Annotated in this window: 25 protein-coding genes and 1 pseudogene; 20 read left to right on the forward strand and 6 right to left on the reverse strand. The window is 39.2% G+C overall.

Annotation, left to right across the window (positions count from 1 at the left end):
- Positions 1-131: 131 nt before the first annotated feature.
- Positions 132-1574, reverse strand: a complete 1443-nt coding sequence (locus BV375_RS12590; protein WP_086760912.1) for an FAD-binding protein — start codon at positions 1572-1574, stop codon at positions 132-134.
- 68 nt (positions 1575-1642) lie between these two features.
- Positions 1643-2269 (reverse strand): L-2-amino-thiazoline-4-carboxylic acid hydrolase, encoded by a 627-nt coding sequence (locus tag BV375_RS12595; protein ID WP_086760914.1) that lies wholly within the window; start codon positions 2267-2269, stop codon positions 1643-1645.
- Between the two features lie 1439 nt (positions 2270-3708).
- On the opposite strand from BV375_RS12595, the gene BV375_RS12600 reads away from it, so the two are divergent.
- Positions 3709-5037: an NB-ARC domain-containing protein gene (locus tag BV375_RS12600; RefSeq protein ID WP_086760916.1), complete on the forward strand. Its 1329-nt coding sequence runs from the start codon at positions 3709-3711 to the stop codon at positions 5035-5037.
- 104 nt (positions 5038-5141) lie between these two features.
- Positions 5142-6662: an acyl-CoA synthetase gene (locus BV375_RS12605; RefSeq protein ID WP_086760918.1), complete on the forward strand. Its 1521-nt coding sequence runs from the start codon at positions 5142-5144 to the stop codon at positions 6660-6662.
- Positions 6663-6781: 119 nt separating this feature from the next.
- Here BV375_RS12605 and BV375_RS12610 read toward each other — a convergent pair whose 3' ends face one another.
- Together BV375_RS12610 and BV375_RS12615 are read right to left on the reverse strand one after the other, a co-directional pair.
- Positions 6782-7261 carry a hypothetical protein gene (locus tag BV375_RS12610; RefSeq protein WP_143842071.1) on the reverse strand — a complete coding sequence of 160 codons (480 nt, stop codon included), beginning with the start codon at positions 7259-7261 and terminating at the stop codon, positions 6782-6784.
- A gap of 109 nt (positions 7262-7370) precedes the next feature.
- Entirely contained in the window at positions 7371-9638 is a 2268-nt protein-coding gene (locus tag BV375_RS12615; protein ID WP_086760922.1) for a DUF1796 family putative cysteine peptidase, read from the reverse strand.
- A 450-nt stretch (positions 9639-10088) separates the two neighbouring features.
- Here BV375_RS12615 and BV375_RS12620 point away from each other — a divergent pair, with 450 nt between their 5' ends.
- The 4 genes from BV375_RS12620 (at position 10089) to BV375_RS12635 (ending at position 14119) form a co-directional block, all read left to right on the forward strand.
- Positions 10089-10526: a low molecular weight phosphatase family protein gene (locus tag BV375_RS12620; RefSeq protein ID WP_086760924.1), complete on the forward strand. Its 438-nt coding sequence runs from the start codon at positions 10089-10091 to the stop codon at positions 10524-10526.
- A 268-nt stretch (positions 10527-10794) separates the two neighbouring features.
- Positions 10795-12168 carry a DUF2252 domain-containing protein gene (locus BV375_RS12625; protein WP_086761003.1) on the forward strand — a complete coding sequence of 458 codons (1374 nt, stop codon included), beginning with the start codon at positions 10795-10797 and terminating at the stop codon, positions 12166-12168.
- Between the two features lie 348 nt (positions 12169-12516).
- Positions 12517-13629: a hypothetical protein gene (locus tag BV375_RS12630; RefSeq protein WP_086760926.1), complete on the forward strand. Its 1113-nt coding sequence runs from the start codon at positions 12517-12519 to the stop codon at positions 13627-13629.
- A gap of 88 nt (positions 13630-13717) precedes the next feature.
- On the forward strand, positions 13718-14119 hold the full coding sequence (locus BV375_RS12635) for a nuclease A inhibitor family protein (RefSeq protein WP_086760928.1): 402 nt from the start codon (positions 13718-13720) through the stop codon (positions 14117-14119).
- 59 nt (positions 14120-14178) lie between these two features.
- Here BV375_RS12635 and BV375_RS12640 read toward each other — a convergent pair whose 3' ends face one another.
- Positions 14179-15021 carry a DNA/RNA non-specific endonuclease gene (locus tag BV375_RS12640; RefSeq protein ID WP_086760930.1) on the reverse strand — a complete coding sequence of 281 codons (843 nt, stop codon included), beginning with the start codon at positions 15019-15021 and terminating at the stop codon, positions 14179-14181.
- Between the two features lie 708 nt (positions 15022-15729).
- On the opposite strand from BV375_RS12640, the gene BV375_RS12645 reads away from it, so the two are divergent.
- Positions 15730-15999 (forward strand): hypothetical protein, encoded by a 270-nt coding sequence (locus BV375_RS12645; RefSeq protein ID WP_086760932.1) that lies wholly within the window; start codon positions 15730-15732, stop codon positions 15997-15999.
- A 202-nt stretch (positions 16000-16201) separates the two neighbouring features.
- Here BV375_RS12645 and BV375_RS12650 read toward each other — a convergent pair.
- A pseudogene (locus BV375_RS12650) lies at positions 16202-16444 on the reverse strand (methionine adenosyltransferase domain-containing protein); the annotation flags it as partial.
- A gap of 228 nt (positions 16445-16672) precedes the next feature.
- Between BV375_RS12650 and BV375_RS12655 the strand changes: the two are divergent.
- From BV375_RS12655 to BV375_RS12710, 13 genes are all read left to right on the forward strand, one after another.
- Complete coding sequence (locus tag BV375_RS12655) at positions 16673-16918, forward strand: hypothetical protein (protein WP_243713929.1); 246 nt, start codon at positions 16673-16675, stop codon at positions 16916-16918.
- 32 nt (positions 16919-16950) lie between these two features.
- Positions 16951-17388, forward strand: a complete 438-nt coding sequence (locus tag BV375_RS12660) for a nitrogen fixation protein (protein ID WP_086760936.1) — start codon at positions 16951-16953, stop codon at positions 17386-17388.
- 19 nt (positions 17389-17407) lie between these two features.
- Positions 17408-17725: a Nif11-like leader peptide family natural product precursor gene (locus BV375_RS12665; RefSeq protein ID WP_086760938.1), complete on the forward strand. Its 318-nt coding sequence runs from the start codon at positions 17408-17410 to the stop codon at positions 17723-17725.
- 40 nt (positions 17726-17765) lie between these two features.
- On the forward strand, positions 17766-18119 hold the full coding sequence (locus BV375_RS12670) for a Nif11-like leader peptide family natural product precursor (RefSeq protein WP_086760940.1): 354 nt from the start codon (positions 17766-17768) through the stop codon (positions 18117-18119).
- Positions 18120-18206: 87 nt separating this feature from the next.
- Positions 18207-19463 carry a nif11-class peptide radical SAM maturase 3 gene (locus tag BV375_RS12675; protein WP_086760942.1) on the forward strand — a complete coding sequence of 419 codons (1257 nt, stop codon included), beginning with the start codon at positions 18207-18209 and terminating at the stop codon, positions 19461-19463.
- Between the two features lie 24 nt (positions 19464-19487).
- On the forward strand, positions 19488-19682 hold the full coding sequence (locus tag BV375_RS12680) for a hypothetical protein (protein WP_086760944.1): 195 nt from the start codon (positions 19488-19490) through the stop codon (positions 19680-19682).
- A gap of 28 nt (positions 19683-19710) precedes the next feature.
- Positions 19711-19908: a hypothetical protein gene (locus BV375_RS12685; RefSeq protein ID WP_086760946.1), complete on the forward strand. Its 198-nt coding sequence runs from the start codon at positions 19711-19713 to the stop codon at positions 19906-19908.
- A 309-nt stretch (positions 19909-20217) separates the two neighbouring features.
- A complete protein-coding gene (locus tag BV375_RS36845; RefSeq protein ID WP_166507437.1) occupies positions 20218-20379 on the forward strand; it encodes a hypothetical protein in 162 nt (53 codons plus the stop codon).
- Between the two features lie 164 nt (positions 20380-20543).
- On the forward strand, positions 20544-21677 hold the full coding sequence (locus BV375_RS12690) for an aminoglycoside phosphotransferase family protein (protein ID WP_086760948.1): 1134 nt from the start codon (positions 20544-20546) through the stop codon (positions 21675-21677).
- 25 nt (positions 21678-21702) lie between these two features.
- Positions 21703-22809, forward strand: coding sequence for a T3SS effector HopA1 family protein (locus tag BV375_RS12695; RefSeq protein WP_086760950.1), 1107 nt, complete (start codon positions 21703-21705; stop codon positions 22807-22809).
- Entirely contained in the window at positions 22809-23825 is a 1017-nt protein-coding gene (locus BV375_RS12700) for an aldo/keto reductase (RefSeq protein WP_086760952.1), read from the forward strand. The genes BV375_RS12695 and BV375_RS12700 overlap by 1 nt, the downstream gene beginning before the upstream one ends.
- Positions 23826-23848: 23 nt before the next feature.
- Complete coding sequence (locus tag BV375_RS12705) at positions 23849-24595, forward strand: peptidylprolyl isomerase (protein WP_086760954.1); 747 nt, start codon at positions 23849-23851, stop codon at positions 24593-24595.
- Between the two features lie 285 nt (positions 24596-24880).
- Positions 24881-25096: a hypothetical protein gene (locus BV375_RS12710; protein WP_086760956.1), complete on the forward strand. Its 216-nt coding sequence runs from the start codon at positions 24881-24883 to the stop codon at positions 25094-25096.
- The last annotated feature ends 6 nt before the right edge of the window (positions 25097-25102 follow it).

The raw sequence follows: 25102 nt of genomic DNA on the forward strand, positions 1-25102 counted from the left end.
ACAGAGTGAGTACAGTAGGTTGCAACACTAAACTTTTTGGCAGCAGCTAAGTTAACCTAACTAAAGTCTTGGGCTGAAGTCGATAAAGGTAGCTGATAACTTATCCTAAATAAGCGTTATTGAGAACCTACTTATACTGCGATTCGAGATTCGCTAATCAAGTCTTCGGTGAGCTGAGTTTGGTGTTTATACGTCCGTGAATCTCTAACCTGTTGGTACTGAAAAAAGTCAGGATTGAGTATTCCTTGAGGATCATATTTCCTCTTCATTTCATTAACAGTAGACCAGTAATCACCAAACTGAACCTGCCATTGTTGAAGATCGAATTTTACCCAACCAGTCAAGTATCGTTTTGCACCCATTTTCAAACCTAAATCAGTGAGCGCTTCCAATTCTGCTAAAACAGGTTGAAGCTGAGATTTAGGAATGATTGGATAAATTCCTAGCCCAACAATGAAGTTTTCATTAGGGACACGGAACATGGGCATATTGGTTGTTTTTTGAAACAGACAGAAGGAGCCGATCAGCGTATTTCCACAGTCAAGAATAGCAGGTAAGCGCTGTAGAACCGTCTCTATGTAAGTTTTTGCCTGAGAGCCTGGAAGGAGTAAATCTATCCAGGGGTGGACAGTATTTGTAGGAACACCTACTTTTAGTGCAGGGATGACAAACTCAGCGAAATTCAGGTCTTCTGTATGAATATGACGATAAAAATTCAATCCAGAAAGAACTTCTGCGTCATTGATGCTATCTGGAGAATTTGCTTCCACCGTCACTTGCAATAAATAAAACCATTGCATGAGAGGTTTACCCACAGCTTTAGAAAATAATTCCAAACTGGGGTTAGGAACGGATAACAGATAATCAACGCGTCCTTGTTGTGTGAGAACTTGCTGATCATTTAAGAAAGCATCTAGGTTGTCGTAGAGCAGAAAATAAGTGCGTGTGGAAGGACGATAACGTCTGAGGCGATGACGCACCTGAGTGATAATGCCAAACTGACCATAACCACAAAGAACATGATGAAACAGTTCGCTATTCTCTTCTGGTGTACACCAGACAATTTCACCTGTTCCAGTTACAACTTCTAGACCAAGACAATTATCAGCTTGAGTTCCATAACGAAAGGATGAATTACCTAAGCCGCCGGCTGAATGGGTTCCTCCCAATGTTGTATCAATGAAGTTGGTAAGAGATGGCGGGATTAAACCATGAGGTAATGAGTTAACAATGACCTCTCTCCAAGTAACACCTGTATCTGCTTGGAACCACAGTTCCTCTTTTTGAATTTCATGAATTTGATTGAAGTTGCTCATGTCCAAAACGATTCCGTCTTGGTTCAAACATTGACCACCTAGTGAATTTCCCCCAGCCCTAGGAGAAATGGTTAAACCTTGATTACTAGCATACTTTACTACCTGAGCAATATCGACGGAATTTTGCGGGCGGACAACTACCTGGGGCTGTTTTTGAATAATGCGACCAAAATCTTGAGAAAAGTTACTTAAGATTTCTGGCGTGTTGGTAACTTCACCTTCTACTAGAGATTTGATATCGGAAAGGATGCTATTCATCAAAGAATTTGGCCTTTGGTTTGATCAACTACTAACTGTCTTGAGCGTTAAAGTCGGAATATTTGACTTTATTTGGTTTTAAAGAATTGGTTTTTGAGCAAATTAATCCCAATCTGGATAATTTTTGGAGTGAGTCTAATCACATCAAATAGGCGAGAAACAAAGGTTTGTGTTTCTTGGGTTTGAGGCGTAACCATTTTAGCTGGTCTTTCATACTTAAACAGACAGACACAATCGCCTTGGGATTGTCTGCTAATAATTGCAGCTTTAGTACCCGGAAATGCTTTTACTGTAGCATCTTGCTCCATCTCACAAATGACGCGACAGGGGCTTTCCAGACCGTACTCTTTGGCTAAAGAGAGAACAGGACAAACTCTTTGAATTTCTAATACAGCATCTTTGCCATTTTGGGAAATATCTACTACTTCCATCGAGAAACCCATGATGCGAAAGATGGGAATTGCATCCGTGAAGCCTTGTGCTAGGGTAGTGTTATCAATAAAAGCTCCCATAAATGCCTTCTGCTGTCCGGGATAGGCTTCCATCATTTTTTCATAAGCTGCATTCTCTCCAATTTCATCTGCTAGCTTTTTATAAGCTGCAAATCGATTTCTAAACATACTTACGGCTTTTGATGGATCCATTTTCATCACATCAGCCATTTGAATGTCGCCAATACCTACGATATTGTCCATGTTTCATCCTTAATATTATTGTGATTGAGGGCGAAATTTTAGTGGTAACAGAATCTTTACGCAGCTTAAAATCCCAGATTTCGCTTTTTACATAACTCCCTACTTGCCTAAAATGAGGATTCAAGTATTCAATACGAGTTTTTAAAATTCTCCGAGCTTAACTTTATACATCTACTTGTTAAAAGTGCGATCGCCTAATCTAAAACTTTTATATAAATATCTCCATTTTGATTTATAAAAATTATTAACTGCCTAAATGCCTTCATGTACTGTAGCTCCATAAAAGGATCTTTGCTAACGCACAGTGTGCCGTAAAGTTCAAAATATTTCCCACCTCGAACATTTCCATAGGTTAGGCTAGAACCTTAAAAGGATGTTTGAAAAGTGGGTAGTTGAATAAAAAAAGCTTTCAGGGCATAAGCTGTGAATTCTTATCATGAATGATTTATAATCTTTATATTAATCATTCAGCCTTCCTATATTTAGTTTTTTATATAAGGTAGATTTTTACCAGTGAACTTATAAAAGTTAAGGAAAATTTTAAATAAATATTTGAGCAGCGAATACCTAATTTAAATTAACTTAAAACTGAATTATTGTTAACCAAGACTTAACCAATATCCTACCACTAAACCAATTTCACTCTGAAAATGTTAGTGCTATAGCAATCCGATTTCATTTACAAACTACTCGTGGAGGCAGGCACTAGGTAATAGGCAATAGATTGGTTTGCAACTCATTTAAGATTGCTATAGTATCTGGTTAATTTTTCTGCGTAAAAGGCTCAAATAGCTTCAGGTTGGTTGCCTATAGTATTATCAATCTTGAACATAAAAACTCAATTATTTTTTATGTTCATTATTTTTATTTGGTGTATTTTTAATAAAATTTAGGTAGGTAATTGATGTTTCATTGCCAATCGCTCTGTTAAATTAAATAGAAAATAAAGTTTGGTTAAATTTAATTAAAGACAGAAGTTATAAAGTTTAGTAAACTATTTTTTTTGCTTAACAAATTTATTCTAATATTCTTTCTAACCTTTCTGTAGTTAAACAAATAGGCAAATATAAACATAACTTATGTAAAAAACATGAAGGCTAAAACCCTCTTCTATTCTGCCTTAACGATAAATATCCATACGAATTACCTATACCTAGTAAATCATTTAGATAGGATTTCTATAGCAATCCGATTTGATTTCTGAAATTACTTGCGTAGTGCGCTTCGCGCAGCGCAAGCGCGATAGGGAAGGAACAGAGAACAAGGAAAAGGAAATAAGGGAAGTAGAGGTGTACTGAATGTTTTCAAAAATCAAATAAGAGTCCTATATATTACGGCTACAGTTGATTTTTATTACTTAAAATGTTAAATAGATGAGTGAACTGAAACAGTTCATTAGTTATTTTTTTTAAGTGTTCCCATTTTTATAGAGATTATTCATGCCAAGACGTAAACGTGGAGTAGTGCTTACTGCTGAAGGTTTGAAAAAATTTCAGGAAGTAAAGCATGAGTTTGAATTTCAAAATAATTTTGGCAAGAGGTTTACTCTTGAAGAGTTGAGTCAGCGCGTTAATCTAGACGCTATAACGATCCGGAAAGTACTTAACTGTACTAAGGGAGTTGACAAGCGAACACTTGAGTCCCTATTTCTCGGTTTCCATATTGATTTATGCGAAAGCTACTACTCGGTGCCAGATTGCAATAGACGCCAAGATTTGAGAGAAGCTGTTTGTGTCTCAGCGTTTCACGGGCGTAGGCAGGAATTGAATATTTTAGATAAGTGGTTGAGCAATGATTGTTCTCGCTTAGTAACCATCATAGGCATAGGTGGGGTGGGGAAAACTTGTCTGTCTAGCAAATTAGCAGAGTTAATGCAGGACAAATTTGATTGTATTATTTGGCGATCGCTGCGTGACGCTCCCTCAATTGATACATTATTGATTAGCCTTATTCAGTTTCTGTCTGAAGAGAAAGAAACCGAGATTGAACTACCAGAAAAAACCAGTGATAAAATTTCACTACTAATAGACTATTTTCGGGATCTGCGCTGTCTAGTGGTGTTTGATAACGTAGATACAGTCTTACGTGGCGGGAGTCGGGCAGGACAATATCTTTCCGGGTATGAGGAGTATGGCGAACTTTTTGAAAGAGTTGGTGAATTAGATCACCAGAGCTGCTTATTACTAACCACACGGGAAAAACCCAAAGAAGTAGCTTTTCTAGAAGGAGAAACCTTGCCAGTGCGAACTCTGCGACTGGGTGGACTTAATGAGACAGAAGGGAAGGAAATTCTTAAAAGCAAAGGGTTGAAGGGTTCAGAGAATGAATTCAGCACATTAATTAAACTCTACACAGGCAATGCCTTAGCCCTAAAAATTGTAGCAACCACTATCAAAGATTTATTTAATGGTCATATCTCTAAATTCTTACAGCAAGAAACAACAGTATTTGGTGAAATTCGAGATCTGTTAGAACAGCAATTTGAGCGTTTGTCAGACTTAGAGAAGGATTTGATGTACTGGCTAGCAATTAATCAAGAACCAGTTACCCTCTATGAGTTACGAAAAGATTTAGTGACATCTGTTCTACAACTTAATTTACTAGAAACTCTAGAATCTTTGGAGAGGCGATCGCTCATGGAACAAAATATAGTTGGCTTTACTCTACAGCCAGTGGTAATTGAATATGTAACAAGTATTCGGTGTCAGATCCCAATAGCGCCCTTGTATAGCAGTAGAGAAATTTTGGTCTCTACTACTAAGGGATGATATGTTGCGGGTAGCGATAAAATTACAGAAGCTCAAAAAATCATTTGGGATTGCTATAAGCTTTCAGTAACTGGACTGAATCAACCATAAATTGGTAAAGAAAAGTGAATCTCCCTTTAATTACTCGTGCTCAAGAACATAACGAGAAAATAGCGATTCTCGTTCCGAGAGGCTGCGCCAACGCTACAAATGAAAGAGCATTTACCTATAGGGATTTGCTGCACACCTCCAGTCAAATAGCAACATTTCTTCTGAAGGATGCAGAAGATTTACAAGAGCAACGAGTTGCTTTTCTCATTCCGCCTGGCTTTGAGTATGTGACTACACAGTGGGGAATTTGGCGCGCTGGCGGAATAGCCGTACCTCTGTGTGTTTCTCACCCGCGACCTGAATTAGAGTATGCGATCGCAAATTCAGGAGCATCAATTATTGTTGCTCATCCCAATTTTGAGGCTATATTGCGTCCAATCGCCCAAGAGAAAAATTTGCGATTTATCCTCACCTCAGAAACGCTCCCAGATCGTGTTTGTCGCCTCCCAGAAGTAGATATCGCTAGACGCGCGTTAATTCTCTACACAAGCGGTACAACAGGTAAACCGAAAGGTGTAGTTACGACTCATTACAATATTCAAGCTCAAGTGACTAGCTTAATCAGCGCTTGGGAATGGACATCAAGCGAACGCATTTTGCATATACTACCACTGCATCATATTCACGGGATAATTAACGTCCTGACTTGTGCTTTATGGGCTGGGGCGGAGTGCCATATGTTGAGCAAGTTTGATGCCGAAGTTGTTTGGAACCGAATTTGTGAAGGTGACTTAACCCTATTTATGGCAGTACCGACGATTTATGTAAAGTTGATCGCTGCTTGGGAAAACGCTTCTAGCGAACGCCAAAAGAGAATGACAGCAGGCTGTGCGAAAATGCGCCTCATGGTTTCTGGTTCAGCAGCCTTACCAGTTCAAGTTTTAGAGAAGTGGCAGAGTATTAGCGGTCATTTTCTGCTTGAACGCTATGGAATGACGGAAATTGGCATGGCACTATCCAACCCTTTACACGGTCAACGATACTCAGGATATGTGGGTCAGCCTTTGCCGCAAGTGGAAGTCAGATTAGTGGATGAGGGTGGAGAGTTAGTTCCACCAGGGACACCAGGAGAAATCCAAGTCAAAGGCCCCACAGTGTTTCTGGAATATTGGCAAAATCCCCAAGCAACTGCAAAAGCTTTCCAAGATGGCTGGTTCTGTACTGGAGATCTTGCCGTAGTTGAAAACGGTAACTACCGCATTCTAGGCAGAATGAGCGTGGATATCATCAAAACTGGAGGATATAAAGTTTCAGCTTTAGAAATCGAAGAAGTGCTGCGATCGCATCCAGATATTCAGGAATGTGCAGTGGTTGGAGTTGCCGATCCAGAGTGGGGTGAGCGAGTCTGTGCCGCGTTGGTATTGCAACCGCAACGCCAGTTGACATTAGAATCTTTTAGGAGTTGGGCAAAAGAACAATTAGCAGTTTATAAGATCCCAACCCGAATTCTCACAGTTGAAGAATTACCGCGCAACGCGATGGGGAAAGTGACTAAGCCGACAGTGGTCGAGTTATTTCACGCATCTTCATCGTAGAGTTAGCAATTTGGAACAAAGCGATCGCCGCTTATCTTTCGGGACATAGGAGGGTAGGCGATCTGGCTTAACTAAAACCAAGCAAGGAATGGCTCGAATTACCCAAATTTTCTCATAACTTAAGAATGTTTAGATGTGGTTGTTCCTTTCCAAGTCATTATCTGAAAACCCAATGTACTCAAGAACAATCCTAAAATTGCAAAAAAATACTGTGCTTCATATCGCTCTAAAGTTAATGATTGTGTTTTGCCATCTTCGAGAAATTGTTGCGCTTTGAGTAAATCCCCCTGAATCTCTTCCAAATATAGAGTATTGCCAAACATTAAATTACTTCCTTCTCCTTTCAAACAGATGAAGTACAGGGTACTATCATAATAATTTGTCCCCTTTCCCATACGAACTGCTTGCAAATTTTTTAACTGGACTGTGTGAATTGGTATCCACCACAAGACTATTTCCTGCCTTTGACAATCCACTTGATTCACTGGTGTATGCTTACAAGTGACTGAATTAGTATGAGGTATCCCTTCCCAAACAAATAACAGGCCGATGAGCAAAAATATTCCACCAAAAACCACAGAACATAACCGCTGCCTCATACATTTTTTTCTTTCTATATAGTTTCATATAGTTTCGTATTGTTTAGATCCCATATTGCCTTTAGCTTGTCAGTTCTCAATAAGTCTAAGAGCTTGCGATCGCTTTTCCCTACCCTTTTAAAGTATCCTTAGGGTGATTCGGTGGGCACCAAAAGAGGTTTTTGCTGGACACACCAAGGGATTCGAGAATTCCGCGCATCACCTCTGTGCAGTATATCCAGTGTCCCAAATCGTCATACATGCGATCGGGATTAAACTCGACATTGTAATGGAGCACATAAGAGAGATTTAAGAACTCATCAGAGGCTTGAGGAGAAAGAAGCAGGAGGTGAAATGGCTTCCCTTGGCATTGTTTTTCCAGCTTGTTGACTAAATCGATCGCGCCACTGCGCTCGCTAATACCTGTGCGGACGAAAAGCAGTTTGTCGGAATTCTCAATTGTGTACCAAAACCTTTGCGAGCGTGCCGTGTAGCGAATGCGCATTCGTTCATGCACAGGAGACATATCATTAACAGGGTCGTCTGTGTCCTCAACTTCATGAGCAAAGGATAAACCCGTCCATTTGCTGTGGTAGATTCTGCCTGCTTCTGGATTGTAATGCAGAAAGGCAGGGTTCCACATATCATAAAAGCGGTTTTCGATGATATCTGCGATATCTGCAATATTGGTAGTGCGTGTCAAATCAAAGGGAAAGGCGGGGCCGTCATACTCCATTTTGTATAACATCATCCTAACGGCACAGCGATCGCCTAACGGCACGATTGCCACACGGCTGATGTTTGATAATTTGCACTTATACTCGAACAGCACAGCAGATTTTGGTGGTACTTTCACCCGACTTTCTAGCCCACGATCGCCAATCATCATTGTGCGGAAGGGGATATCGGGATGTAAGGGATCTTCATAGACACCTGGTGGCATAGCTTTAAGTGCTAGACGTACCTCTTGCCACATAGGTTGGATGTTGTACTCGTGATCTGATTCGTTGATCGCCCAGAGGTGGCGCTTGTCTTGTTGCAAAAGTCCGAGATGCCCGTCATAGAACAACACTTGTGAGTTGTTAGGTGCAAAGAGATTAAACGCAGCACTATATTCCACGTCAACACCAGGGGGGATCTCCACGGTTGTTGCGATCGCGCCATCCTCTTGCACGGCAAAGAATGGGAGTGTACCTTTCTGGGCATTTTTTGCAATGTAAATGCCTGGGATCAATCCGGCTTTACTTTGCAGTACGGTTTGCAGTTCTTGCCAATAGGGAACAACGGTATAGCTATATTTTGATGGATTGTTGATCCGCAAACGCTTCTCTTCAATACAGGCACAAATATAGAAGCCTGCATTGTCAAGATAAATTGGGATTTCATTCGGCTGCCAAAAGCGTTGTTTTTCTTTTGCTAATTCGGCTTTGTCAATTTGGAAAAGACTCAGTTCGATCGCCTGATACATGAGGCGATGACCAATTGTGTTGGGGTGAGCCGGATCGAAGGATATCCCCTCTCGCCAGCGTCCTTGTCCATCATCAACGGCTGCTAACCAATCCAATATGGTCACGCCCCAATTCAACATCCGGTCGTGTGTATCCTTCAAGAGCCAGTGATGTTCGGGAGAATAGTCGTTGTTGGGATAGACCCCGCCCAGAATTGGACGTGCTCCCAATGCCCGCGTCATTTGCACAAGCTGCTGCAAGCCGCTTTCAAAGAGCCTTTGTATGGCCCGTCGTTGGTGAGGGAGACAGTGAGCTAACCCTTCGTTACCCAATGACAATGCAATAATCACCACATCCGGTCGTTCTGGCGTAACTACCGATCCAAACCGAGCGATCGTTCTGCTGACATTAGCTCCTACCTCTGATACATTTACCAGTCTGTGCCCATATTGTTCCTGCAAAGCCTGTTCTAAAAGCCAAACCCAACCTTTCAACAGCCAGGCTTTATGACCTAAGGCGACGGAACTGCCAATGACTACGATTTTTAGCCCTTCAGTCCCTTTTTCTAGAGGTATTCTGACGGCAGACTCTTGAATGTATCCGAAAGGGTAAGGCTGCAAATAACCAAATGCACCATCATCCACAACAATAGTACCGGACTGCTCGTTAGGATTGATCGGCAGCCAACGGTTTGGGCCTAGAGCTTCCCATCGCCCACGGTCTTTTGCATCAAGACGTACATATTTATATTCCACTCTCTGGCGCTCGCCTGACTCCAAAGATGGCTGAATGTCGATTTCTGTGTCTGTCCACCATAAAGGATAGCGATCGCCACTTGTGCGCAGGTGAACACATCTGGCGATGTCCCACAATCCCAACTCGGGAGTAGAACCTACTAGACCAATGGATTCACCAGTTTGCGTGTATGCACTAACCTGGAATTTATACATAGATAGGTTTTTTGCTGATTTAGGGATACAATGCCACACAGTCAGGCTGAATCATTACATCTGCTTTGGCAGAGTATCATATAGAACAATAAAGTCTTTCTCTTAAAATAACCTTAAATATACTTCCGCAGAAATGATCTCAGAAATCAAACTCTTAGTCAGAGAGCTAATGAGAGTAATATCCTTTAGTCTTCAACTGACCATACTAGCCTTGCACCACTTCTTGAACTTCCAAATGCTACTCAATAAAACTCCCTTGATTCTGCTGAATAAATTATTAATTGGTATAACTTGTTTATTTGATTTTATCCCATAAAGAATTAAAAATAATTTATCTGAGATTTTTAATTCTTAGTTAATATTCATTACCAAACCTTAAATTGTAGTTAATCAATCTCAGAAAAACCCCAATACTATTATTTATATAAAATCCATAAGCAAATATAGAAAATGAAGAAAGTATTGTTTCTTTGCACTGGTAACTACTATCGCAGTCGCTTCGCTCAACATCTATTTAATCATCTGGCTAGTAAACAAGGCTTAGATTGGTATGCTGATTCACGAGGGCTAGCTCTGGAACAGGGTATCAACAATGTGGGGGCAATTTCTCAGTATACCGTTGTAGCTTTAGCTGTACGTTTAATCAATCTACCTGATGAACGTTTTCCACTGCAAGCAAGTGAACAAGATTTTTGCACAGCTGCCAAAATTATTGCACTAGATGAGTCAGAACACCGATTTTTGATGAAAGAACGTTTTCCCCAATGGGTGGATATGATTGAATATTGGCTTGTTCACGACATAGACAAAACATCTGCTTCTGAAGCTCTTGGGCAAATTGAGAAACAGCTATTGCAACTTGTAAAGCAATTAATACAAAATTACTAGCTGTGTTCTTAAGAATTATTTAACCTATATCCTTTAAGAGTAATCAAATAATCGCTGTTATTTTCATAGGTTAAGAAATGGTTGTTGAATAATTTTCTGTATTTATAGTAATCTAGCGATATCAAATTAAACCTCGTCCATTTTGAAACCTGGAGTAGTACGGGACGGAAAGCCCGCTACGAAGAGCAGAGAGGAAGATGCTCCTACTACTTTTAAAAATATGGTTTTCAAAATAGATGTGGTTTATTTACAATCTAAGTTTTCTAATATGTTAAAACGAATATTTGTAATTGCCGCTTCTGTAATCGTAACTTTAGGATTTGCATCTAATGCAACTGCTGCAACTCCCCGTTCGAGTTGGGTTGAAAATGAAATTTATCAATATAATCATCCATTTGCTGCTCAATTACCTCAAGAACTAGCAACAAAAATGCAAAAGATGACAGCTAGCCCTTTCGCCTTTTATCGAGGGACAGCGCACATCTTTTATCGCGATATGCAGACATTACCAGCTTCAGCATTCGTCAATTCTTCAACAAGAGCCATTTGGCTAGAAGGAGATATGCATATGCAGAATTTTGGGGTAATGAGAGATAACAATGGCAACAATGTATTTGATACCACCGATTTTGATGAAGGTTATCTCGGCCCCTACGTTTGGGACTTGCGACGTATGGCTGTGTCTATTCTTTTAGCAGCTAAAGAAAATGGACTAAGTTCCTCTGATGCTCAAGATGTTGTGCGCAATTTTCTGGATACTTACCTCAACAAAATGAGCGATTTTAAGGGAACAAATGACGAATTATCTTATCGCTTAGAATCCAGTAATACCAATGGTGTAGTTCAAGATTTAATTCAAGCAGCTGCAAGCAAAAGCCGTTCGAGCTTTTTAAGCAAGTATACGTTGCTCAATAGCAATGGCGATCGCATCTTCCAAACCACCTCTGAACTTCAACCTCTATCTAGCACTACCTATGCAGATATTTCTGCTGCGATGAGTAGCTATATCGCTTCAATTCCTAGCAGCAAACGCTACATCAATAGTTACTACACTCTCAAGGATATTCGGCTCAAATTGAGTTCAGGTACTGGTAGCCTTGGCAGATACCGATATTTTTTACTAATTGAAGGCCCCAGTTCCGTAACTGACGACGATCGCATCTTAGAGATGAAGCAGGAAACTAGTAGCGCTGTTGCGATCGCAGTTCCGGGTTTGTTATCGAGTTCTATCTATGACAACAATGAAGGAGCAAGAGTGACAATTGCTATGAAGGCGATGCTTTCCAATACCGATCCCTTGGTTGGTTACGCTACGGTAAACAATATCCCCTTCATGCTGCATGAGAAATCGCCTTACCAAGAGGACTTTGATTATAAATTGCTCACAACCAAATCAAAATTTATGGATGCAATGGGATATGCGGGGAAAGTTGTAGCCAAAAACCATGCTATTTCTGACAAGGATTATAACGATGCGATCGTTCCCTACAGTGTTGACAAAGAAGTAACAGATTTGGTAAGTGGGAACAAGGCTGCATTCAAAAATGAGATTGTCAACTTTGCCTTGGATTATGCAACTCAAGTTGAGTACGACTATGCAAGTTTCCTAGATGCTTACAACAGAGGGGTACCACTTTACTAAAAATACAAAGCGTCAGCTTGTTAAGCAATATCACTCAACAGATTAAACCTATGCTTCGGTTCTGATAAACATTTTGAATGAGCAAACACATGTTGTCAATTGTGCTTTGGCTTTCAGTTTGTAATGTTTATTAAGTTTTTATTTCTGTTGATACCGATCGTCTTAACTAGAACTTACGCAGCAAGTACGGAATTTAGGGGTACTAAGCCGATTAGTTCTACTTAATATCTAATCAAATAGGGTGGCAATGCCCACCAAAACCCGGATAGGGTGGGCAATGCCCACCCTACAAGTACTACGTGTATTTCAGAAATCAAATATGAGTCTTATAGATTGAGAGGATAGCAAATGCTTTTGAAAAAAGTTTTCTTAATGGCTATGGGAGTGGTTCTGGCAATAGTAATTGGCAGTTTGACAGAATTAAAAGCAATAGCCCAATCTCCTACCGATCTAGATTTAGCTCTTTATCACGCTCCAATTCACTATCAAGATACAGATAGCACTAAATACAGCGGAGACTATATCACGCGATTTAATTACGATGGAGATTGGCGAGGAACAAATAACTGGGACAATCTTCAACTATTTCCTCTGAATGCTCATGGCTATTATTCTGTAGTCGAGACTTGTACTCATTGGTTTATTACGTATTCCTTTTTTCATCCACAAGACTGGACTGATATTCCTTTCGACCAAGAGCATGAAAATGACTTAGAGGGTAAGCTGGCGATCGTTCGTAAAGATGGTTCAACTTTTGGTAAGTTAGAAGGAACTGTAACTGTATTTCACAACGACTTCTACTCGTATACACCATCTGGTAGTGCTTTGCGAAATGGTGCGGAAAGTATTGATGGGACGCTCACCATGAGCAACTATAATGGTTCCTTACATCCATTGACAACTCAGGAAGCTAAAGGTCATGGACTCAAAGCCTGGCCATACGCTGGGGATTTTACGGGAGCCAGTAACGAGGATGGAATTATATACTATCCTTCTAAAACTACTGCTGAAGTTCCTGCTTCCGGAAACGAGCGCAGCGTGCAATATTTATTAGTTGATGTATTTGCTTCTGGTGGAATGTGGCAGCATCAATTAGATGAAGCCTCTTTATCAAGTTCTTCTGCTTTAACCTACAATAGTTGGGGAACTTTCAAGGGAGATTCTAGTGGTAGTTGTGGTGCAGGTACGCCAACTTGTAGTAACAATTCTGCCAATGCACCTTGGGGTTGGGATGATTCAAATGATGGCTCAGTATATAAGGGTGAAATGGCTTTAGATCCTGCTCACCTAACTGATGTTTACTTTGATGGTCTCAGTACTTTTGATACCACATACATCCGTAACCAATTTATCCAAGATTTGAGAGATAGGGGATATAATTCAAGCAATCTTCCTCAAGGCTGGCCTACCCAAATCAATCTTAATTCCCTGATCGGTAAGCTCAAAACCCAGTGTTTCTAAGCTAAAATACATCTTCATTTGAGTTGACAGTCAACAGTTAACAATTAACTGTCAACACGATTAAAAATATCTCCTTTAAGAACAGTTTATGACTAGCGAAATTACTGAAAAGCTCAAGCAAGCTTCTAATGATTTGCTAATGATGAGTGAGTCAGATTATCCCTTTGAAGTTTTTTTCTGGTCCGATCGAGGTAAAGAAGATTTGACAAATCAAAAACTCTTACAATTAACAAGTCATTCTCAAGATACATCTCTTGAAACAGTAGACTTAGACTATTTTTTTCGGAATTGTGCTGAAGAGAAAGATTGGTACGATGAAACACAGAAACAAAATGTTCAAAAGTTTCAATTACTTATACAAACATTAAAAGATAATCTTATTGATATTAAGGTTTATCGGTTGGGTACAGTCAGTATTGATGTCTATATTGTCGGTAAAACTGTATCTGGTGATTTAGCTGGAATTGCAACAAAAGTTGTGGAAACATAACTGACAAATCACTAGCCTGTCTTTAGATATAGACAGGCTTTAGTTTCAACTAATAAGTCTTACAAAGTATCAACTCTGGCCTCAATTGTACTTTGAACAGATGAAGAGACATTAGAAAGCAAATTGTAACCCGTGTTCACTTCGATAGAGTCAACACTAACTCTATAGTCTCTCCAATTTGCACTAACACTTTGTGTATTCGGTGTGTTTACAGCAATTACTCTTGTGCTAGTAGTTACGCTACTAGCTCCATTATTTGGCCTATCTAAGACTACAATCACCTTCCAAATTCTGGATGGGACTGTAACGTTACCATTAGCGATAGTAGTTTTTGTTCCGTTTGACCCTGTTCCACCAGTGCCATAAGAACCTGAAATAATGTAGAGTTCTTTTCCTTGATTAACCACCAAATCTCTACAATAATTTTCCAGATTTGCCCATAGTCCCTGATTATTATTGGGTGCTTGGGGGATCATATTTGTCATTAAAAATGTGGCTGAGTTATTGGCTATCGTATTTGTCCTATCTGCAGAGGGAGTCATGTGACCACGGTCAAAGCCACTACCACTGTAATCAGTGCCACTTACTCGATAGCAGCTTGAAGGTAATGTAGTATCTGCACGGAAATCATCTTGGCGAGGCGCACTTCCTAACCATGATGGGTTTAACTGCCAACTTACCCAATTTGGCGTTCCTCTGTAGCAGTTATAGGAAACCGCATACTGAGTTTTGTTTAATAACAAATTATTGTAACTAGTGCCAGCACCGCTCGGATTTCCCATAGTCAAATGTACACTTGATGTTTGAGCAGTTATTGGCTTTTGTAGGTAATTCAGCAGCGTGAAAAATATTGCAGGTGCAGCTATAGGTAGAATGACCCTGAAAAGTTTAGACTTCTTCATTTGTCGTGATTTGTTTTAACAAAGTACTTGTTTCCGTAAAAATTACAGAAACCAAATAAATTTCAGCAGTTAAAATTTAAATACCTTTTAATAAGGAGAAGTAAAGAATATATCTATTTAATGTTAAAAAATAGTAATCACTTAAGTATACTAGTGATTTTAGCTATTAAATATTATTAATAAGGCAGAAGGTTTCTAACTTAAACTAACAAATCATATTATTATGAAGTTCATTTACAACACAATGCCTCGGCTAAACAAAGCCTGTGTTCGACGATCGCTAGCCTCAATCAAAAATTCCATCAAGCAACCACAAGTTTCGTTTAGCAAAAGTATAATTGAGGCTCTAAAATTTTATCTCTAAACTTGATAAAGACAAGCTGAATCATTACCAGCAAAAAATCACCTGAATGCCTATATTCTTTAATGTTTTATTAACCCAATTTTAATTGGTCTTTAAATATAAAATATTTGTTTAGAAGAATAGTATAACCTCTACTAATTAGAGATGAGTATATGATTCTGGCTAATTATCAATCTTATTTTGGCTGTCAAGAGCAAATCAGCCTTAACATCTTAGTTGCAGCCACTAAAATCAAAGTATTCTAATTGAGTCGAAGATCTAAGGCTCAACCTCTGCTTATAGTTTGTTAATTTTGAAATTATATACATTTTATAGATATATTGATTTCTGAATCAGGAGAAAAAATGACAGATAAAGATGAGTTTTTGCACACAAGTAATCGCTATTATGGCGAAATTAAACCGGAGAACTTGCTATTTAATGCTAACTTACAAGAATTTGCCAGTAAAGTCGATTACATCTGCTCTCTAGAAACTGGAGGGAAAATCAATCCTTTAGAGGCTTATGAACAAATTAAAACGCTTTGGGAAAAATTAGATTATTCCAAAAAGCAGCTCAACATAGGTAAAAACCTCTTTGACAGTGAAGACGGTAGCTCGGAGGAAGAAGCATAAACTAATTAAATAAGGCTAGATTTAGCAAAGATAGGAGCGTAAAAAAAGGCTTTATCGCTACTTTGATGAAATCGAATAATAGACTTCTTGTAAAAAATCAGAATAAGAATCAAAAAACTACAGATGCACACAGATATATATCTATGTGCATCTGTTTTTATCTGTGGTTCGGTATCTAACAAATCTGCTTATATTCAGAGGTTTATTGCAAAACCGATGCCTTATCAATTTCCTCCCAAGGCAAAACACCAATATCTAACCTACCCACATGGCCGTAGGCGGCAAGCTTTTTATAAAATCCGCCTTTAACGATCGCAGGTAAGTATCTCAGATTAAACTCGCGAATAATCCCCGCCAGCCGAAAATCAAAATTCTTTTCCAGAATTACGGCAATTTCTTCATCATCCATTTTACCTGTGCCAAAGGTTTCTACCTGAATGCTCACCAAATACTGATGAAAATTTGGATTCTATGCTTCCTATAGATTCCAATCCTACAAGCGCCTTTTTTGATTAAAGCTAGCTAATTGAAATCAGACGGCAAAATTTTAGAACATAAATATTTTATTTTTATTCAATAAAAAGCCACAACTTACGCTTAAATAATTTTCCTCTGCACTAGAATCAACAGATATTAAGCCTAAATTCAGTTATAAATTCTGAGGAGAATCAACATGGAAAAGCACAAAAAAAGCTACAACGGTCATCTAGAAATAAACAGTCTAATTGATGATGCTGTAAATAATGCGATCGCACGACGCAATCAAGGTTTGGTTTCAGAAGATGCTTTGGCAGCTGTATCTGATGAAGAAGCCAAAAATGTTGCAGGTGGTCTAGCATCTACAACTACAACCATTGGTTTGATTGCTAAACCTCCGATTATTGTAGGCATCATCGCCATCCCCACTGAAACCATTTAGCCATAAAGATTCTCTTCAATGAGGCTCAATTAATGGAAAACATTGCTGCTGAAAAAACTACACTTTGCCCCAGTGCTAGACCAGAACCTGAGAATAGTGTGGTTTTCGGTCTTATCAGTGGAACAGTAGCAGAACCCCGTGTAGCTTATCTTAAGCAGCCGCAAACACTCACGGATGAACTCATAGCCAAAGCTAGCCCAGTTACACCCGCGGAAATTTTTCGCACAGCCTCGCCTTGTGCCATAAAAGGTTGCCAACATTTTGATGGACAAGATTGTCGTCTAGCTACGCGCATTGTCGAAAAGTTACCTGCAATAGCAGAGGAATTACCCCCTTGTGCCATACGCAGAGATTGCCGATGGTGGCAACAAGAAGGTAAGGCAGCTTGTATGCGTTGTCCTCAAGTAATTACAGATAACTACAATGCCTCTGAACTAGCAATTGAAGTAGCAATGCCAACTGCTATTTAACTCATCGCAGGAGCAGATTATGTCCTTAGAAAATGTTAGATCTTTCTATGAAAGACTAGCATCTGATGAAGCTTTCCGTAACCAAATACAAAGTGTTGAAAGCAAGGATGCGGGTAGAGAAATTTTGCAAAACGCTGGTTTTGATTTTACTCCAGCAGAATTTGAAGAATATACAGAGCAATTGCTAGAAACTAATGCAGCCAATGATGATTTAAAAGATTTAAATCCACAAGAATTAGAAGCTGTATTTGGTGGAGCAATACCTGTAATTTTTCCCGGTGTTCTGCCAATCCTGATGTACGGAGTCGTAATTACCCAAATTCGTGGGTTGCTCTAATTCCTGATGGAGAATTTTGGTTTTTCTTAAGGAGAAAATTATGTCTTTAGAGAACGTCAGAGCATTTTACGAAAAGCTAGCATCTGATGAAGCTTTTCGTAGCAAAATGCAAACTGTTGAAAGTAAGGATGAATGTAGCCAAGTTGTCAAAAGTGCTGGCTTTGATTTTACCCAAGAAGAGTTTGAAGAATATACAACTCAATTATTAGAATCAAATGCTGCTGAAGGTGATCTCAAAGATTTAGGCGAAAAAGAACTAGAAGCCGTTTTTGGCGGCATTCTTGGTAAGCCCATAGTTCAACCTTTATATGGAGTGATTGTGTGGCCTCCTATTAAATGGCCGCCTATTTACCCTCAGCCTTTGTATGGAGTTGTCACCACCACTGATATTTGAGGCAACTTAAAAAAGCTCAAGTTTATGGGGAGGGATAAACTCTCATCCCTCCCCTTCGAGAACAATTGATTAAGGGAGTTTATTCTCATGACCTATCGCAGAATTAGTTATGCGGTTTGGGAAATTACCCTGAAGTGCAATCTTGCTTGTCAGCATTGTGGTTCTCGCGCTGGCCATACAAGGGCAAAAGAACTTTCTACTGAAGAAGCCCTTGATTTGGTCAGACAGATGGCGGAAGTTGGGATTACAGAAGTAACAATCATTGGCGGTGAGGCTTTTCTGCGTCCTGATTGGCTAGAGATTGCCCAAGCAATTACCAAAGCGGGAATGCTTTGCGGTATGACTACCGGGGGCTATGGTATTACTCTAGACACAGCACACAAAATGAAGGAAGCTGGAATTCATGTGATTTCTGTGTCTGTTGATGGTTTAGAAACAACTCACGATCGCATCCGTGGTAGACAAGGTTCATGGCAATGGGCGTTTAAAACCATGAGCCATCTGAAGCAAGCGGGTATTCCCTTCGGTTGCAATACGCAAATCAATCGCCTATCTGCACCAGAATTCCCTCGTATCTATGAACATCTGCGCGATGCGGGAATCTTCGCTTGGCAAATTCAATTAACCGTACCGATGGGGAATGCAGCCGATAATAGCGAAATTCTGCTGCAACCTTATGAATTACTGGATGTATACCCGATGATTGCGCGTGTTGCTCAACGAGCCAAGCAAGAAGGGGTACAAGTACAACCGGGAAATAACATCGGCTACTACGGCCCTTATGAGCGCTTTTTACGAGGCGGCGATGCTTGGACGTTTTGGCAAGGGTGCAGTGCGGGATTGTCTGCTTTAGGAATTGAAGCCGATGGCGCGATTAAAGGTTGCCCTTCACTGCCAACTACAGCTTACACCGGTGGAAATATCCGCGATCGCTCTTTGCACAGCATCATTGAAGAAACCGAAGAACTGCGGTTTAATTTAGGCGCTGGTACTCCCAAAGGCACAGAACATTTGTGGGGTTTCTGCAAAACTTGTGAATTTGCCGAACTATGTCGAGGTGGTTGCAGTTGGACTGCACACGTCTTTTTTGACAAGCGAGGTAATAATCCCTATTGCCATCATCGTGCCCTCACTCAACAAAAACAAGGCATCCGCGAACGAGTGTTTCTCCAACGTAGTGCTGATGGTAATCCCTTTGATAATGGAGAATTCGCCTTAGTAGAAGAGCCTATTAATGCTCCTTGGCCGGAAAACGATCCGCTTCACTTTACTGCTGACCGCATTCAATGGCCAGACAGTTGGCAGGAAGAACCATCACTACCATCTTTAGTTGTTTTGAGTTAAATCAAGTTCGGCAACCTGAATCTTATGAATGATAGCTCGACTGATTATCTACCTACAACAGATGGCGATCGCTCTCCATTGGAATTAGACTCTCAAGAACCTCTTTTACCTCGTTTAGCTTGGAACAGCCAAATAGCATATATGCGAGTTGTCTTTAAAGCTAAAAAGGCTTTAGATCGAATCGAAAAAGAAGCAGGGATTTTGAGCATTAACAAATAATTTTTTGATAAATCTTCAACATTGGTTTATGTCTAGACTAAAAGTTTCCGATTTAAATTCTGCTGGTTCTGAGTTTTTTCAAGATTCTGAGACTTTTCTCTTAGACTTAAAAGATGATGAACTTTGTATGCAATATGGTGGAATTTTTATTACCACTAATATCAGCGTAATTAACGTTCCTATCTCCGAAGATATTTTTGCTCCGTCTATTTCTTTCATTCGGTGATTGAACATTGATGACTGGTTTAGCGGCTATTGTTGCCTCTAACCTTACCTCTGTAAAAACCTGCCTAACCATAATCTGAAGAATCACGATTACTGAACAATACTAAAACAATTATGTTCCAAAAAAATAATTGTTTTAGTTGCTTTAACAATAGTTAAATGTCAAACTTATAAATATAGCGATTGGATAACTGATGGAATAATTTTAAAACAAATTTCAACTCAACTCAAAAACCACACCAATGTCTACCATTAAAATTGAAAACATCGCTCCTAAAGGAAGCGAATTGTTCTCGATCGAGAAAGCTATTTGGATCGGTTGTCAGAAAGCGATATTCTCACCATTCAAGGAGGATATTTAACAATTAACTATACAACAGTATTGACAACAAAAACTATAGTAACCACACCATACACCATCATAGGAACAGGGCCAATAATTCAACCAACACCTCCAGTATTCATAGCATAAGAGGTTTTATTGTTTTGTTTTTGCTGTAGGTTATTTATAATAATAAACCCTCATGGCTAGTGAGAGTTTATTACTTAATAATTTTAAAAAAATATTTCACTAGCAATATTGGGTTTTAAAACAAACATTTAAACTTATAAAGCTTGTTCGGACATTTAAAGGTTATGAAATTCATTTTAAACTCCGATAATGTTTTGACTTATTTAATTGAGCAGTACGTATGTAATCAATCTGATGCAATTCCCTGCACGATAGAGCCAATAACTGCAAAGAACTTTAATTTATTGCTAACTATTGCAGATAATCGTAAGCTTCTTGTGAAGCAAGAACGACATAACCAAGAAGGGAAAACTGCTGGTGAGTTTTTGGCTGAGTGGAGAATTCAAAAGTTTTTACAGCAATTTCCAAGTCTGAATAACTATCAGCATTTTTTACCAGAGGTACTGCATTTTGATGAATACAATTCCATTATTATCTTCAGATACCTCGATAATTATCAAGATTTAATGGATTTTTACACAAAAGGAAACTCCTTCCCTACAGAAATTGCCACAGCAATTGGTACTATCTTAGGCACTATCCATCGCGATACTTTTAACAACCAAGAATATCAAGAATTTTTCTCTAAATCTTCAGATAATTTAATGGTTGACCAAGTATCGTATTTGGTGCGGAGATTGGAAAGGGTTGAACCAGAGATTTTTGGCTTGATACCTGATGATGGGTTAAAGTTCTTTGTTCTCTATCAGCGTTATGATAGTTTGGGAGAAGCGATCGCAGAACTAGGTAATGCTGTAATTCCTTCTTGTTTAACCCACAATGACCTAAAACTGAATAATATCCTCCTGCAAAAAGATTGGCAGTCCTCCAGCAATCATACAATCCGCTTAATTGATTGGGAACGTTCTGCTTGGGGAGATCCAGCATTTGATTTGGGAACACTTATTGGTAGCTACGTACAAATTTGGCTGGGTAGCTTAGTCATCAGTAATTCTTTGAGTATTGAAGAATCTCTGCGTTTAGCAATGACACCTTTAGAACTACTTCAGCCTTCAATTGGCGCATTAACTCAAGCTTATTTAAATAGCTTTCCAGAAATTGAAAAACATCGCCCTGACTTTTTACAGCGGGTAGTGCAATTTACAGGTTTTGCCTTAATTCAACAAATTCAGGCGATGATTCAATATCAAAAATACTTTGGCAATACAGGAATTGCGATGCTTCAGGTTGCTAAAACATTATTATGTCGTCCTGTACAATCAATGCCAACAATTTTTGGTACTGCTACGGTTATATAAATCATTTCATTGCAACTAAATAATTATGCAATTATTAAATTCTACTCAATCTCAGTTAACTTTAACTGGGCGATTACTGGATGTACTGCAAGATATTGTTCGCAAAATTGAAATTAAATCTGATTTTTCCATTCACCATCCAGACTATAAACCTTTAGAATTACCATCTCAAATCATTGAACGGTTTCAAAAAATGCCAACTCAGATGCAGCAGAAATATCTGAGTCTGCAACTGCGGAGTTTTCTTTATGGGATTTATTACAACGGTTCAATGCGCACTGCGCTAGCACTAAATAGTGAAGGAAATGCTTTGCCTCTCGATTTGGAAAATAATACTGTCTTGGGTATAGATATCAGTTTTTATGAGCAATTACATGAAAGTAATTGTGGAGAAGGTTATTTCGATCCTGGTTGGTCTGTAATTAGAGAAGAAATAGATGGTAGTTTAGCTGTAACTAAAGGTGGTTTGAGGTTACATATTCAGCGACATAAGCATCTTCAAGCTATTGAACAAGCCGCCGTAGTTGGCGATCTAGTAGCTATCCGAATGCCTAAAAACAGGGTGCAAAATGGTTTTTATATGGCAGTTGGCAATCTAGGTTTTCCTGGACTTGCCAAGGATAAAAATTCCCTAGCGACTGTACGAATCTATTTCAATTTAACGCCGGAAGGTGCTGTGTCAGTTATGCAAAGCTTGACACAGAGGTTAAATGAGTTAGCGATTTATTTTAGTTTTAAGGTTTTATATAATCCCAAAGATTACGGACGATATGATTCTGGAGTTTTATACTTTGATAAAAGCGATTATCAAGTATTTCGGGGAGTTTTAGAAATTGTTTATCGGGAAAATAAGTTACATTTTCAGCCGGAAGTTCCCTTATTTACAATGCAGCTTAAACCTGGATTGGGTTTAGCAGAAGAACCAGATCAAAAGTTTGCCGAACACGAAAGCTTTGGCATGAATCGCTGCCAAATTGTAGCCAATGGGTTACTGGCAGCTTGGTATCAAAGTGATAATTCTCCAGAAGGGCGGATGCAAGCTATCCATAAGGAATTTTCGCTCATGGGAATTGATTTGCAGCGTACTTACTTAAATGCTAATTCTGAAGACATTTACCAGTTTTTGAACTGATGCTAATAACTGATCTTTCTCCACAGGTTTTAGTCACAACAAATAAAAATGCTTCTGCAAATCCTAAATTCCCAGAAACAGATTTGCCTTTCTATCGAAAACTGGGACGAACTGACCTCACAGTTAGCTGTTTAGGTTTAGGAGGCGGCGGTCATATTTCTAGTGAAGATACCCATTACGCCTTTGACCAAGGAATCAACTACTTTTTTTATTCCAGCGACCTGCATCACCATATCTATAGTTCAATGGCTGGGGCACTGCGCCAACTGTGTGGACGTAGTTCTGCAAAGCGAGAGCAAGTTATACTCGCAACAGTAACTTATATCAAAAGTCCAGAAATGGCGATCGCTGCTCTGTTCGATCAATTTGTCGATTTACAAATTGACTATATTGATGTGTTTTTCTGGGGCTGGATTGGCGTTAAAGATGGGTCGGCTTTACAAGATTGCTTGCAACTTTCTCCTGATTTAAGAGGGCCTAACTCTGTATATCAGCGCAGCATTGAAAAAATGCTTGGCATCTCAGAACGCCTGAAAAAAATGGGAGCAGTTCGCTATATTGGTGCTTCTTTTCACGATCTCAATCTTGCTCAACAGTGGTCTAATAGCCCTCTGTTGGATGTAGTCATGGTCAGGCACAATGTTGCTCATCGGTCTGCACAATCGCAGGTATTTGATCGGCTAGATCCCCAAGACCCTCATCGTCCTGGTATCGTCACATTTAAATCTACAGGCTCTCATACAGGAGTTCTTTGGGATGCGCCACAAAGCTTACCAGCAGGTTGTTGGCAACCATCAGTACCCGATTTATATCGCTACTCTTTAAGTCAGAATTGTGTCGATGTTTGTTTAGCCGGATGGCGATATCGGGAAGAAATTGATGCTGCGATCGCCGGAATCCAAAAAGGCAAGCTTTCCCCAGCAGAAATTGACTATCTCAATCTATACGGAGATTTACATCGTAATAGGCTTTCGCTGGCGGATATTCCACCAGAACGCTTAATTTATCGTTCCTAGATATCAAAAATAAACTACAGCTTATGCTAGATTCCATACCACAATTAACATTCCCAGAAATTACACCCGCTTCAGATGAGGAAATCCTGGCTTACTTACGTCATTCTTTTACAATTGCGACAATAGCAGCAGCTGCGGAACAAAATATATACATACTTAGAGTGTGCGATCGCTTGGGAATTACTGTTACTGATGAAGAATTGCAAGCAGCAGGCGACTCTTTTCGCCACAAGCACAAACTGCTAGGAGTTTCAGAAACCATAGCATGGCTGACACAGCAACGAATTAGCGCAGAAGATTGGACTCAAGGAATTCGCTTATCTCTACTCGCTCAAAAATTAAAAGAACATCTCTTTGGTGAGAACGTTGATGCTCACTACATTAACAACCGCGATAGTTATAAGCGTGTAGCTTTGTCGCAAATTTTAGTCAAGGATTTAACAGCAGCAACTACTATTGTTCAACTTCTACAAGAAAATCGGGTATCATTCCCTGCTTTAGCATTGGAATATTCACGAGGGAAACAATCAAAAGAAAATGGCGGTTTCCTTGGAATCCGCTTTCTGGCTGAATTATTGCCAGAAATAACAAGAGCGATCGCTTTTGCACAGGAAGGTGAAGTAGTTGGGCCAATTCAAACTCAAATGGGTTATCATATCCTCCGAATTGAGAAGTGGATACCCGCAAATTTAAGTGAAATTCGAGAAGAAATTTTAGAGTCTTTATTTCAAGCTTGGTTAAAACCAAACAACTTTAATAGAAACTTATAATTTTAATTGATGGCATAGCAAAATAATTTTTTTGAAAATCATCAAGCCTACCTATAACTTTTGTTTAGGTGGGTTTATTCATATATCTCTAGTTATCAAGTAATTATTTTTACCTTGAGATCATGAAAATAAAAGTAACTTTTATGTTCATAAAATAGAAGTTTATCTGTAGATATATGAATTTATTTATGGCAATTTATTAATAGAAAGCTAGAAATTCAATTGATGAGTTTCAGCGATCTATATCTCTAACCAAAAATTGTTCAAAATTCTCAGGAGATTGAAATGGCTGCTATTGCAATTCATGATTTACGTCCTGCTGGTGCAGATTTATTTGCTGGTTATGAAAACTTCATGAGTGATTTAGTTGACTCCGAACTAAATGCAGTTAATGGTGGTATTTCACCTTTAGTTATCTGGGGTGTAGCAATCACATCAGAATATGTAATTAGTGCTTTTGGCGTAGGCGTTGGTGCTGGTATTTATACAGCACTTAAGTAATTTAAA

The organism is Nostoc sp. 106C, from assembly GCF_002154725.1.
GTDB lineage: Bacteria > Cyanobacteriota > Cyanobacteriia > Cyanobacteriales > Nostocaceae > Aulosira.